Here is a 12,642-nt window from a genome sequence, read left to right as displayed (position 1 = left end):
CCACCCCCTCCTGAGCTCCGCGGCCGGCTGACCGACCTGCCCTGACCTGCAACGTCGCCCGGTCGGCCGCGGCGACACCCCCGAGAGGCCGGGTGCGCACAACGGCGTGCGCACCCGGCCTCTTCGGCGTGCGCGCGTGTACCCGCGGCGATAGGGCCTGTTCGCGCTGTGGTGTGCGGGCACGCCCGGCACGGACGCGGCAAGGGGCGCCCAAAAAGCCGCATTCATGGGCAATTCACCTATGGTGATGCCATGCGCGGAATCCTGTTGGCCGGGGGCACCGGCTCGCGACTGTGGCCGTTGACCCGCACGGTGTCGAAGCAGCTGCTGCCCGTCTTCGACAAGCCCATGATCTATTACCCGCTTTCCACACTGGTGATGGCCGGAATCCGGGAGATTCTGATCATCACCACCCCGGAAGACCAGCAGCAGTTCCACCGGTTGCTCGGCGACGGAAGTCAACTCGGCCTGCAATTCAGGTACATGGCGCAAGAGCGCCCGGAGGGAATCGCCCAGGCCTTCCTGCTGGGGGCCGACTTCATCGGCGACGAGCCGGTCTCCCTGATCCTGGGCGACAACATCTTCCACGGCAGCGGCCTCGGCACCCGGCTCACCCACAACGTGGATCTCAAAGGCGGCCGGGTATTCGCCTACCCGGTGGCCAACCCCTCGGCCTACGGCGTCGTGGAGTTCGACGAACTCGGTCAGGCACTGTCCATCGAGGAGAAACCGGCCCGGCCCAGGTCCCGGTACGCCGTGCCCGGACTGTACTTCTACGACAACCAGGTCGTCGATATCGCCCGGAGTCTGCGGCCCAGCGCCCGGGGCGAGTTGGAGATCACCGACCTCAACCGTGCCTATCTGGAGTCCGGGAACCTGCACGTCGTCCGGCTCGACCGGGGAACCGCGTGGCTGGACACGGGGACCTTCGCCTCCATGGTCCAGGCCTCGGAGTACGTCCGTGTGGTCGAGGAACGCCAGGGCTTCAAGATCGGCTGTGTCGAGGAAGCGGCCTGGCGGGCCGGCCTGATCGACGACGCCCGGCTCCGCGAACTGGCCCAGCCGCTGCTCAAGAGCGGATACGGCCATTATCTGCTGGGCCTGCTGGAGGATCCCCGGTCCGTCGTCATGCCCCAGCCGGGCAGCGGATCGCGCCGGGAAGAACTGCTGCCAACCGGGCCGGGCGTTCCCGCGTGACGGCCGGCGGAAAGGAGTTGTACACGTGAGACCACTTCGCATCGAAGGGGCCTGGGTGGACACGCCCCAGGTTTTCACGGACGACAGAGGACGATTCCACGAGTGGTTCAAGGGCGAGGGGTTCCAGGATTCCATCGGCCAGGGGCTCCGGCTCGCTCAGGCAAACTGCTCGCGCTCCGTTCGAGGTACTGTCCGCGGTATTCACTTCGCGTCGGTCCCGCCCGGGCAGGCCAAGTACGTCACCTGCGTCAGTGGCGCGATCCTCGACGTCGTGGTCGACATCCGCACCGGCTCCCCGAGTTTCGGGGAATGGGAGGCGGTTCGGCTCGATGACACGACGCACCGCAGTGTCTATCTTTCGGAGGGACTTGGCCACGCCTTCATGGCGCTGGAGGACAACTCCACGGTCGTATATCTGTGTTCACAGGGATATGCGCCGCAACGTGAGCACGGCATCAACCCGCTCGACCCGAGGTTGGCTATTGCCTGGCCCGAGGGCGTCGCCATGCGGCTTTCTGAAAAGGACGCCGCGGCACCCACGCTGGACGAAGCCGAGAGGCAGGGCCTGCTGCCTTCCTTCGAGAACTGCCGCGGCTATCGCGGAGGGCTCGTGGGCAGCGCCTGAGGCAGGCGTGTCCCGCGAATTCGCACACGCCACCAAACGGAAGCCCGAAACGATATCGGTTGAGGCTGCTCGGGTGATTTGCCCAGCCCGCTGTGTGTTGGCTTCGCAAATTCCCGGCCGCGGTGAGCAAAGAATGTTCTAGTCCGTGGCCAATGGCACGTGACACGCATGCGAACGAAGCGCACCAAGTGCGCGCGCTTGCGGTTTGGTCCCTCCCAGTTGCTGAGGAAGGTTCTCTTGAACCGTAGAACGATCCGAAGTTCACGCTTGAGGTCAGCCACGCTGGTGTCGGCGAGCGCGCTTGCCATGGCGCTCAACGTCGCCCCGAGTACCGTCGCCATCGCCGACGCGATCGAGAGATCCAGCAGTCGTACAGTGATGGCGACGGACGATCCGAACGACGTAAGAACCGTCGAGGGGCACCGCAACGACCGTGGTCCGCGGGGTCACCAGGGTCCGAAGGGCCACGATGGCAAGCGAGGTCCGCAGGGCCCACAGGGCAAGCCGGGTCCGCAGGGTCCGCAGGGCCCACAGGGCAAGAAGGGTCACCAGGGTCCGCAGGGCCCACAGGGCAAGAAGGGACACCAGGGTCCGCAGGGCCCGCAGGGTAAGCAGGGCCCGCAGGGTAACCAGGGTGAGCAGGGTAACCAGGGTTTCCAGGGCAACCAGGGCCACCAGGGTGCACAGGGTAACCAGGGTGAGCAGGGCAACCAGGGTTTCCAGGGCAACCAGGGCCACCAGGGTGCACAGGGTAACCAGGGTGAGCAGGGCAACCAGGGCTTCCAGGGCAACCAGGGCAACCAGGGCAACCAGGGCCACCAGGGTGCACAGGGTAACCAGGGTGAGCAGGGTAACCAGGGCTTCCAGGGTAACCAGGGTCCGCAGGGCTTCCAGGGCAACCAGGGTCCGCAGGGCTTCCAGGGCAACCAGGGTCCGCAGGGCTTCCAGGGCAACCAGGGTCCGCAGGGCCACCAGGGTGCACAGGGTAACCAGGGCAACCAGGGTGCACAGGGCCACCAGGGTGCACAGGGCGCACAGGGTACGGTCGGCACCACCTACGTCGTGAGCGAGACCGGCACGCACTCGGTGACCGCGTCCTGCCACACCGGTGACTTCGCCACCGGCGGCGGTGCCCTGGCCACGAACGGCGACCTCATCGAGACCTTCCCGTTGGGCACCAACCCGCCCACCGGCTGGCAGGCCACCACCACCGCGAACAACGAGAACGACATCACCGCGTACGTGGTCTGCGTTCACCCGACGTAACCCTCGGGCGATCGCCGGTGCCGTAGCGGCCGCCGGCTTCACCCGCGAATGAGTGACAGTGCCCCGGGGCCTCGGCTCCGGGGCGCCGTCCGCGTTGTGCCCGCGCCCGCGACTTCGGCACCGGCAGGAGACCCCGGTGCCGAAGTCGCAGGCAGCAAGAAAATCGGAGAATGATGCGCATCCTCGTAACCGGCGGTGCCGGATTCATCGGTTCGGAGTACGTCCGGCGGCGGCTGGACCCGGATCCGACGGCGCGGATCACCGTCCTCGACAAACTCACCTACTCCGGCGTCGAGGAGAACCTGGCACCGGTGGCGGAACACCCGGGCTATGCCTTCGTCCGGGGCGACATCTGCGATCCGGACGTGGTCGACCAGGTGATGGCGGGCCACGACGCGGTGGTGCACTTCGCTGCCGAGTCGCACGTGGACCGGTCGATCGACGGGGCCGGTCCGTTCGTCCGCACCAATGTGATGGGTACTCAAGTGCTCCTCGACGCGGCCCACCGGCACGGCGTCGGCCGATTCGTCCATGTGTCCACCGACGAGGTGTACGGCTCGGTCAGCGAAGGCTCGTGGACCGAGGGGTGGCCACTGGCACCGAACTCCCCTTACTCCGCCTCGAAGGCCGGCTCCGACCTGCTGGCTCTTGCCTACCACCGCACCCACGGCCTGGACGTGGTCGTCACCCGGTGCACCAACAACTACGGGCCCCGCCAGTTCCCCGAGAAGGTCATCCCGCTCTTCATCACCAACCTGCTCGACGGGAAATCGGTCCCCCTGTATGGCGACGGCAGCAACGTTCGCGACTGGCTCCACGTCTCCGACCACTGCCGGGGCATCGACCTGGTCCTGCGCGGCGGCCGGGCCGGGGAGGTCTACAACATCGGCGGCGGAACCGAGCTGACCAACCACAAGCTCACCGGGCTGCTGCTGGACGCGGTCGGCGCGGGCTGGGACCGGGTCGAGTACGTGGCCGACCGCAAGGGCCATGACCTGCGCTACTCGCTGGACGACGGCAAGATCCGCGAGCAACTGGGCTACACCCCGCAGGTGTCTTTCACCGACGGCCTGGCCGCCACGGTCGACTGGTACCGCACGCACCGCTCCTGGTGGGAGCCGCTGAAGGAGAGGGCCGCGCTGCGATGAGCACGACCTGGCTGGTGACCGGTGCACACGGGCTCCTCGGGCAGGACGTGCTGGCCGAACTCGCCGCCGATCCGGACGCCGTCGTGACGGGACTGAGCCGGGAGCAGCTGGACATCACCGAGGCGGGGGCCGTCCGCGCGGCCGTCACCGGTCACCGCGTGGTCGTCAACTGCGCCGCCTGGACGGACGTCGACGGTGCCGAGCGGTCCGAGGCGGCGGCCACGGCCGTGAACGGCACCGGCGTCCGCCACCTCGCACACGCGTGCGCGGACAGCGGCGCCCTCCTGCTGCACGTCTCCACCGACTACGTGTTCCCCGGCGATGCCCGCCGACCGTACTCCGAAGACGCGCCGACGGGGCCTGTCAACGCGTACGGGCGAAGCAAACTGGCGGGGGAGCGGGCTGTCGTCGAACTGCTGCCGCGCACCGGCTACATCGTGCGAACCGCCTGGCTCTACGGCGCCCACGGCCCGAACTTCGTGACCACCATGCTCGAACTCGCCGCCCGGCGCGACACCCTGGACGTGGTGGCAGACCAGCACGGACAGCCGACCTGGTCCCGGGCGCTCGCCCGGCAACTGGCCGCCCTCGGCCGTGCCGCGCTGACCGGGTGGGCACCGGCCGGCATCTATCACGGCACCGCGGCCGGCCGCACCACGTGGTGCGGCCTGGCGCGTGAGGCCTTCCGGCTCAGCGGCCTCGATCCCGAACGGATCCGCCCGGTGGGCTCGGACAAGTTCCCACGTCCGGCCGCCCGCCCGGCCTTCGGTGTCCTCGGGCACGGCAACTGGCCGCGGGCCGGCCTCGTCCCCCTCGCTCCGTGGGACGACCAGCTGACGGCCGCGCTGAATGCACCCGAGTTCGCCGCCCTGGCCGCGGCGGCGCGCACGAGTACCCGGCGCACGTAGCAGACGCCCGGCGGAACCTCATGGTCCGCCGGGCGCCTTCGGAGTCACCGGGCCATCACCGGCTCACCGCGTCCCGGAACCCCTCCGGCACCTGGGAGAGGAGCTTGTGATCGACCGCGACGGCACGACGGAACGCATCGCCGGCCTCGCCCGTGCGGCCTTTCTCCGCGAGGAGCTGACCGAGTTGCAGATGGATCGCGGCCGCCTTCGGATCGGTGGCAGCGGCACGCCTGAGGAGTTCAATGGCCCGGTCGGGGTCACTCGATCTCAGCATGTGCGCCTCGCTGTAGAGAGCGGACATGAAGTGCGGATCGATTTCGAGAGCCTTCTCGAAGTCTGTCCGGGCGTCCGCCATCCTTCCGTACTGCTGATCGATGAGCCCGAGGCCGTACCAGGCGTTCTTGTTCCGGGGGTCCATTTCCAGGACGCGCCGGTAGTCCTGGGCAGCCCCAAGGGGATCCTGGTTGACCTGGCGCTGGAGGGCGGACCGCAGAAGCGCGTCTGCCGACTTGGCGTTCCCGGCCACTGAACCGGCCCTGGATCCCGACGGCCCGGCCGACGGGGAGTGAATCGCCCAGACGGCCACCCCGGTGGCAACCGTCGTGGCCGCGGCGAGTCCTGCCCACAATCTCGTACGTTTCACTGTGTCACTTTTCGTGGAGGGTGGCGGACGGATGGAGTTGGCCAGTCACAGGTGGTCGGCATCGACGTTACGAGGCAGCCCTGATGATGCGGCCGTTCGGCAGGCGCCCGGGCCGTTCAGACCACTCGAATGCACGAGCCGTCGTGATCGTGTCGGCCCAGCCTGTTTGCGTGGCTTTGAGCGGCTGGATTGGATGGCACCCGTGAAGTCAACGGTCTGTTTGAACATGATCGTCAAGGACGAAGCTCCGGTGATCAGGCGGTGCCTCGAATCAGTACGGCCCTTGATCGACACATGGGTCATCGTGGACACCGGCTCCACCGACGGCACGCAGGACATCATCCGCGACGTCTACAGCGACCTGCCGGGCGAACTGCATGAACGACCCTGGAAGGGGTTCGACGGCAGCCGTACCGAGGCGATCGAACTCGCCCGCGCCGCCGCGGACTACCTGCTCTTCATGGACGCCGACGACGTGATGGACGTGGCGCCCGGCTCTCGAATGCCGGAGCTGAAGCGCGACGCCTACTGGATCGGCGTCAGCAGCGGACGTATCAGATACCGGCGCCGCGCCCTGGTCTCGACCCGGTTGCCGTGGCGCTACGTCGGCGTCCTGCACGAGTACCTCGACTGCGGTTCGCAGTACACCCAAGGGAATCTGGAAGGCGCCACCATCGTCATCGTGGGCGGAGGGGGACGCAGCAGGGGCAAAAGCCCGCGGGAGAAGTACCTGGGAGACGCAGAGATCCTCCAGCAGGGCCTGATCAAGGAGCCTGACAACGAGCGTTATGTGTTCTACCTGGCCCAGAGCTGGCGCAGCGCCGGTGAGCTCGAGAAGGCGATCGAAGCCTATGACCGCCGGGCGGGCATGGGCGGCTGGGACGAGGAGGTCTTCTGCTCCCGCCTGTTCGCGGCGCAGTTCGCCGAAGAGCTGGGGCGGCCGCCGGCCGAGGTGATGGACCGCTACCTCGGTGCACACGAGAGCCGCCCCAAACGCGCCGAAGCGCTCGGGGAACTCGCGCGCTGGTGCCGTCTCAACGGGCAGCGCTGGCCGCTCGCCCACCTGTTCGCGCGAGAGGCGGCACGCCTCCCGTATCCGAGCGACGACCACCTGTTCGTCGCGTCCGACTGGTACGAGTGGCGCGCACTCGACGAACTCGCGGTGTCCGCCTACTGGGTCGGGGAGTACCAGGAAACGGAAGAATGCTGTGAACGCCTGCTGGCAGGCGGCAAGTTGCCCTCCGAGCACCGTGAGCGTGTGATCGAGAATCTCGAGTTCGCGCGACGCCACCTGCGCTCAAGGGAATTCGTCGGGGTCTGAGGCGGCAGGAGTCAGGCCCCCAGGACGTCAGAGGCGCCCGGTGGAACCTCATGGTCCACCGGGCGCCTGTTGTTCCGCGGGTCCTAGACCAGCAGCAGTCCGCCGCACCGGGCGGCGCCCTCCTTCATCGCGATCAGGTTGGCGACCACGTAGGAGATGTTGTTCTTCGAGTGCCACTCGGTCGGGAAGTAGGTGACCAGCCGGGAGGACTGGAACCGGGCCTCGAGTTCGGGAACCATGGACCGGTACTGGTCGTCGGTGTAGTACCAGAACGAGTTCTCGTTGTAGTGGGCGACGTGCGACGGGTCCTGGTACGCGCCGCGGCCGTCGGAGCTGGGCGTCAGACTGAGCAGCATGCCGCCGGGTGCCAGCAGCCGGTACAGCTCGTTGATCAGCGCCACCTTCGAGGGCACGTGCGGGAGGAAGTCCACCGCCCGCATCAGGCCGACGGAGCCGTCGGCCAGGTCCAGCTTCCCCGGCAGGGACGCGACGATGTCCACGTTCTTCCCCGGGACCCGGTCCACGCCCACATAGCCGGGCGGTCTGCGGTCGCCCGGTTGGAAGTCCAGCGCCAGCAGCCCGCGCCGCTGGGTCCAGGCGAGGGCGTTGGCCTCGATGTACTTGTCGTACAAGGCGACCGTTTCGCTCTGGATGTGGGCGTTGATCTCCGGATCGCGCTGGGTGTTCGCCGGGTGCACCCGCTGGAGGTACAGACAGCGGTTGATGTGGTGGAAGTCGCCGACGTGGAACAGGCGGCACATCAGGTCCTGGTCGTCCAGGACCGCACGGGTGGGGTCGTACCCGCCGGCCTTCTCGTAGCTCTTCCTGCGGAACGCCCGCACATGGTTGGGCGCGTACCAGATGTAGGCGACGTTGTGCGGGGTCGGCGCCAGGGAGATGGCCTGCAAGAACTTGCGGCCGTCGACCCTCACCTCCTCGTACTCCCAGCCGAACCTCGCGTCGAAGCGATCGTTGTCCCGCTTGCCGTTCTCGGTGATCTGCGCGGTGTTGCTGTAGACGAAGACGGCCTCGGGGTGGGCGTCGAACGCCTTGCCGAGCTCTGCCAGACACGCCTTCGCCAGCAGGTCGTCGTGGTCGAGTTCCACGAGGATCTCGCCCCGAGCCAGTTCACAGGCTCGGCGCTTCGTGGCTCCGACCCCCTGGACGTCGTCCGCGATCTCCACGCGGACCCGGTCGTCGGGGCGCTCGGGCCGCCACCGGGCACCATTGTTGAGCAGGACGATCCACTCCCAGTCCGGACAGGTCTGCGCCTGCAGCGACGCGAGACACTCATCGAGGAAACGGGGCCGGTGGCTGGGGGTGAAGACGGAGAACCTGGGTGTCGCGGTCGACGTCATCTGGTCTTCCCTGCGTGGCTCGATGTCGGTGCGGGGCGTACGGAGTTACGGAGGCGTTCCTGTGTCTGGGAAAGCAGTGCGGGATCGGCTGTGACGGCACGGCCGAATTGCGTCCCGGCCTCGCCGTCGCGGCCCTTGGAAATCTCCGCCGCACCGGCGGGCGCTGCCCACAATCGCCTACGCTTCACGTTGCCACATCTCGTGGAATGGAAAGGACGGACGGATGTGGTTGATCTCAACCGACCGTATTTCCGCCGACGTTACGAGGCCGTCTTGACAACGTCGCCATTTGGCAGGCCTGTGGGGCGTGCAGACCACTCGAATGTACGCAAGAAGGAAGGGGGGACGCGAGCTTTCACGGTGTGGGCTTGATCGGGGCGAGTGCGCGGTCGCGATGCGACCGGTGGTGATCGACCGCGGCGGAGTGGTGGCGCCGGCCGACGAGTTCGGCGAGGGTGAGAGCGAGGGCCGTGTTGCGCAGGCCGGCCGTGGCGCGTGGCGCGGTGCCGGTGTGGATCTCCGGGCAGCAGGACGGTCAACGCGACCTGACGGGCGCTTGCGCCGATTTGGGTAATTATGCGGCGAAACTCGGCATTTGTGAGGAGCTGCCCCGTAATCTTCGAGCGTCAGTCAATGTACGGGGAAGGAAGTGTGACCATGCCATTCAACCCGGGGGAGCAGGTCTACTTCGGCGGTGAGGGTGCCGTCGTGCTGGAGGACCACGGTGACGGTGGCTACCTGATCTCCAGTGGCTCGGCGCAGCTGCCGATCGTGGTCCCCGCCGACACCCTTGAGGACGCGCAGCGCAAGCCCGCCGCCAAGCGGCTGTTCACCCCCACCCCACCGCACCTGCTCTCCGTGGACGACTTCCTCGACGACCCGGACGAGGTGCGCAAGATCGCGCTCAGCGTCGGATACCACACCGGCGCGCAGTACTTCAAAGGTCTGCGCAGCGACCACCGGTTCCTCTGGCCCGGCCTGCGTGAGGAGTTCTCGCGGCTGCTCGGCACTCCGGTCACCGAATGGCTCAGCCACAACGCCAACGGCGTCTTCCAGCAGACCGCGCACGACGACCCGCTGGTCTGGCACCACGACGCGCAGAGCTACGCCGCCGCGATCTACCTCAACCCGAACCCGCCTGCCGGTGCCGGCACCAGTTTCTGGCGCGACAAGACCCACGGCTGCCGGCGTGCGCCCACCCACCCGAAGGAGGCGGTGCGCCTCGGCAGCCCCGAGGCCATCGAGGCCGCACGCTCGGTCGTCTACGACCCGTACAACCTTGAGCACGAGGACAACTGGGAGCTGATCGAGTCGATCTCCGGCCAGTACAACCGGCTGGTGATCTGGGACGCGAAACTCATGCACTCGGCCACGTCGTACGAGCACTTCGCCGGGGAGCACGGCACCCACCGCCTGGTGCAGCTCTTCTTCTTCGACATCAACATCTGAGCTTGACGTCCGACCGCAATCAGGGCTGGGGCGTCGTCGGGTGACGAGACGGTCGGGTGTGTTGTCGGCTTGACGGCGTTGGTGAAACGAGACGCGGCCTCGGATGGTCAAGGTGTCTGTCTGAAGTTGTTGATCGCAACCGAAGCCGCGTCCGTATTCCCTCCTCCCTGATCCCCGCCGTCACTCGCCGCCGCGACCGCCTGCCGGACACCTCCGACCAGGACGCTCACTGCTTGGTCGGCCTGGCCGGTGTCCTGGATCGCGTGCCCGACCCGGGCCGGGTCCGCGGCCGCCGCTACGGCTCGGGGCCTTGCTGGCGCTGTGCACCACGGCCGTGCCGGCCGGGGCCGCGACCCGGGTCGGCATCGTCCGCTTCGCCGCCGGACTCGACAGATCGTGCGCCGCCACCGCGTCCTGGCCACCGGCAAGCTCACCATCGAACGGGTTCACGCCGTCACCGACCTGACAGTGCATCAGGAACGCACTCGCGAGCACTGGGGCGTGGAAGCCCTGCACCACCTGCGCGACGTGACCCTGCGCGAAGACGCCTCGACGATCCACACAGGCACCCCGCCACGGCCGGCCTGCGCGACACGGCCCTCGCCCTCGCCGAACTCGCCGGCCGGCGCAATCACTCCGCCGCGGTCGATCACCACCGGTCGCATCCCGACCGCGGACTCGGCCTGATCAAGCCCACACCGTGAAAGCTCGCGTCCTGGGGATCACGGTGTTCACTGTGATCCGGTGTCGTGGATCCCGTGCCGCGGCCTGTCGGTTCGCCGTGGCTGTGCTGTTACCCGGCGGCGGGGAAGGCCGGCCCGGGTGTCATGGCGCCCGGTCTGCGTGTCGCTGCGGGTGCACGCGGACCGGGGCCGATCGGGAAGCCCTCGGCGGAGGGCTAATGGGCGGCGCCACTGAACTTCTGCGGTTCACTCTGCGTGGCAGCGGCATGGGCATCCATCCGCTCGGCCGCCAGGATCGCCACCGCCGTGTCGGCCCGGGAGGCGGCGACGACGAGCGTGCGCCCGGCGAGCGCGTGCGCCCGCTGGTGCAGCGCCGACGGCTCGCGGGCGGCGGCCACCGACGCGCGGGCCGGAGCACGGCCTCCTCCCAGTCGGGCCACCTGCTCGGCGAGCCGCTCGGCCGCGGTGTCCAGATCTGTGGAGGGGGTCAGTGCGCGCAGTTCGTCCGTGACGGCGAGCAGCGCCGCCAGATGGCCCGCGAGCTGGATGTCCAGCTCCTCCTCGCGGGAGCGGTGGGGGAAGTCGGAGGTGGTGCCGGCCATCGGGCTCCGGACGGACCTGCCGGAAGGCCCGGTGCGGATCGGTTCGTACATGGGATGGCCTCCTGTGCGCTGACAGAAGACATCCTAGCTTAGAACATGTCTAAAGTTGAGTCCGCTCGCGGAACCGGTCCGTAGAGGCACCGAACGTGAGCGTCAGTCCTGGCTGTAGCCGTCCAGGAAGGTGCCGATCCGCCCCACCGCGTCCCGCAGGTCGCCGACCGAGGGGAGTGTGACGACCCGGAAGTGGTCCGGTTCCGGCCAGTTGAAGCCCGTACCCTGGACGACCATGATCTTCTCGCGGCGCAGCAGGTCCAGGACCATCCGCCGGTCGTCCTTGATCTTGAAGACCGCGGGGTCCAGGCGCGGGAAGAGGTACAGCGCGCCCTTCGGCCGTACGCACGTCACGCCCGGGATCTGCGTGAGCAGCTCGTAGGCGACGTCCATCTGCTCCTTCAGCCGCCCGCCCGGCAGGACCAGGTCATTGATGCTCTGCCGTCCGCTGAGCGCGGCCACCACGCCGTGCTGGCCCGGCATGTTCGCGCACAGGCGCATGTTCGCCAGGATCGTCAGGCCCTCGAGGTAGGAGTCGGCGTGCGCGCGGGGGCCGGAGACGGACATCCAGCCCACCCGGTAGCCGGCCACCCGGTACGCCTTGGACATGCCGTTGAACGTCAGGGTCAGCAGGTCCGGCGCGACCGACGCGGTCGGGGTGTGCGTGGCGCCGTCGTAGAGGATCTTGTCGTAGATCTCGTCGGAGCAGACCAGCAGGTTGTGCCGGCGGGCGATGTCGGTCAGCCCCTTGAGCACGGCCGGGTCGTAGACCGCGCCGGTGGGGTTGTTGGGGTTGATGATGACGATCGCCTTGGTGCGGTCGGTGACCTTGCGCTCCACGTCGGCGAGGTCGGGCATCCAGTCGGACTGCTCGTCGCAGCGGTAGTGGACGGCGGTGCCGCCGGACAGGGAGACCGCGGCCGTCCACAGGGGGTAGTCCGGGGCCGGTACGAGGACCTCGTCTCCGTCGTCCAGCAGCCCCTGCATGGCCATCACGATCAGCTCGGAGACGCCGTTGCCGATGAAGACGTGCTCGACGTCCGTCTCGATCCCGAGGGTCTGGTTGTGCATGACGACCGCGCGTCGGGCGGCCAGCAGGCCCTTGGCGTCGCCGTAGCCGTGGGCCGTGGAGACGTTGCGGAGGACGTCCTCCAGGATCTCCGGCGGGCACTCGAAGCCGAACGCCGCCGGGTTGCCCGTGTTCAGCTTCAGGATGCGGTGACCGGCCGCCTCCAGCCGCATCGCCTCCTCGAGTACGGGGCCCCGGATCTCGTAGCAGACGTTGGCGAGCTTCGTGGACTGGATCACCTGCATGTCCGTGAGCTTACGGCCACGTGGCACCGATTGTGGGGAGTTTTCCATCACGTGAGACAGGGGATTTGATCGCTTTT

General features: G+C 68.1%; 13 protein-coding genes. 8 read left to right on the top strand and 5 right to left on the bottom strand.

Annotated features, from left to right (window positions below; genetic code table 11):
- Window positions 1-252 precede the first annotated feature (252 nt).
- Together rfbA and rfbC are read left to right on the top strand one after the other, a co-directional pair.
- Window positions 253-1,197, top strand: coding sequence for a glucose-1-phosphate thymidylyltransferase RfbA (gene rfbA, locus ACFY3J_RS07155; protein WP_390840473.1), 945 nt, complete (start codon window positions 253-255; stop codon window positions 1,195-1,197).
- A 25-nt stretch (window positions 1,198-1,222) separates the two neighbouring features.
- On the top strand, window positions 1,223-1,822 hold the full coding sequence (rfbC, locus tag ACFY3J_RS07150; RefSeq protein WP_384172152.1) for a dTDP-4-dehydrorhamnose 3,5-epimerase: 600 nt from the start codon (window positions 1,223-1,225) through the stop codon (window positions 1,820-1,822).
- Between the two features lie 273 nt (window positions 1,823-2,095).
- Here rfbC and ACFY3J_RS07145 read toward each other — a convergent pair whose 3' ends face one another.
- Complete coding sequence (locus ACFY3J_RS07145) at window positions 2,096-2,794, bottom strand: hypothetical protein (RefSeq protein ID WP_390840472.1); 699 nt, start codon at window positions 2,792-2,794, stop codon at window positions 2,096-2,098.
- Window positions 2,795-2,884: 90 nt separating this feature from the next.
- Between ACFY3J_RS07145 and ACFY3J_RS07140 the strand changes: the two genes are divergently transcribed.
- The 3 genes from ACFY3J_RS07140 (at window position 2,885) to rfbD (ending at window position 5,144) form a co-directional block, all read left to right on the top strand.
- A complete protein-coding gene (locus ACFY3J_RS07140; RefSeq protein WP_384172146.1) occupies window positions 2,885-3,088 on the top strand; it encodes a hypothetical protein in 204 nt (67 codons plus the stop codon).
- Window positions 3,089-3,261: 173 nt separating this feature from the next.
- Window positions 3,262-4,236 carry a dTDP-glucose 4,6-dehydratase gene (rfbB, locus tag ACFY3J_RS07135; RefSeq protein WP_390840511.1) on the top strand — a complete coding sequence of 325 codons (975 nt, stop codon included), beginning with the start codon at window positions 3,262-3,264 and terminating at the stop codon, window positions 4,234-4,236.
- On the top strand, window positions 4,233-5,144 hold the full coding sequence (rfbD, locus tag ACFY3J_RS07130; RefSeq protein ID WP_384172143.1) for a dTDP-4-dehydrorhamnose reductase: 912 nt from the start codon (window positions 4,233-4,235) through the stop codon (window positions 5,142-5,144). Before rfbB ends, rfbD begins: the two co-directional genes overlap by 4 nt.
- 55 nt (window positions 5,145-5,199) lie before the next feature.
- Here the strand turns inward: rfbD and ACFY3J_RS07125 are convergent, their stop codons facing one another.
- On the bottom strand, window positions 5,200-5,670 hold the full coding sequence (locus ACFY3J_RS07125; protein WP_384172140.1) for a tetratricopeptide repeat protein: 471 nt from the start codon (window positions 5,668-5,670) through the stop codon (window positions 5,200-5,202).
- A 343-nt stretch (window positions 5,671-6,013) separates the two neighbouring features.
- Between ACFY3J_RS07125 and ACFY3J_RS07120 the strand changes: the two genes are divergently transcribed.
- A complete protein-coding gene (locus ACFY3J_RS07120) occupies window positions 6,014-7,108 on the top strand; it encodes a glycosyltransferase (protein ID WP_390840471.1) in 1,095 nt (364 codons plus the stop codon).
- A gap of 83 nt (window positions 7,109-7,191) precedes the next feature.
- Here ACFY3J_RS07120 and ACFY3J_RS07115 read toward each other — a convergent pair whose 3' ends face one another.
- On the bottom strand, window positions 7,192-8,466 hold the full coding sequence (locus ACFY3J_RS07115; protein WP_384172135.1) for a glycosyltransferase: 1,275 nt from the start codon (window positions 8,464-8,466) through the stop codon (window positions 7,192-7,194).
- Window positions 8,467-9,123: 657 nt separating this feature from the next.
- On the opposite strand from ACFY3J_RS07115, the gene ACFY3J_RS07110 reads away from it, so the two are divergent.
- Together ACFY3J_RS07110 and ACFY3J_RS07105 are read left to right on the top strand one after the other, a co-directional pair.
- A complete protein-coding gene (locus tag ACFY3J_RS07110; RefSeq protein ID WP_384172132.1) occupies window positions 9,124-9,915 on the top strand; it encodes a DUF6445 family protein in 792 nt (263 codons plus the stop codon).
- 396 nt (window positions 9,916-10,311) lie between these two features.
- Entirely contained in the window at window positions 10,312-10,602 is a 291-nt protein-coding gene (locus ACFY3J_RS07105; RefSeq protein WP_384172131.1) for a hypothetical protein, read from the top strand.
- Between the two features lie 211 nt (window positions 10,603-10,813).
- Here ACFY3J_RS07105 and ACFY3J_RS07100 read toward each other — a convergent pair whose 3' ends face one another.
- Together ACFY3J_RS07100 and ACFY3J_RS07095 are read right to left on the bottom strand one after the other, a co-directional pair.
- Entirely contained in the window at window positions 10,814-11,251 is a 438-nt protein-coding gene (locus tag ACFY3J_RS07100) for a hypothetical protein (protein WP_384172128.1), read from the bottom strand.
- Window positions 11,252-11,353: 102 nt separating this feature from the next.
- Window positions 11,354-12,565: a pyridoxal phosphate-dependent aminotransferase gene (locus tag ACFY3J_RS07095; protein WP_384172125.1), complete on the bottom strand. Its 1,212-nt coding sequence runs from the start codon at window positions 12,563-12,565 to the stop codon at window positions 11,354-11,356.
- Window positions 12,566-12,642: the final 77 nt, after the last annotated feature.

This window comes from Streptomyces sp. NPDC001231 (genome assembly GCF_042896885.1).
Classification (GTDB): domain Bacteria; phylum Actinomycetota; class Actinomycetes; order Streptomycetales; family Streptomycetaceae; genus Streptomyces.
Note: the sequence above shows the minus strand (reverse complement) of the source record. Positions and strands in the feature narration are given on the sequence as shown.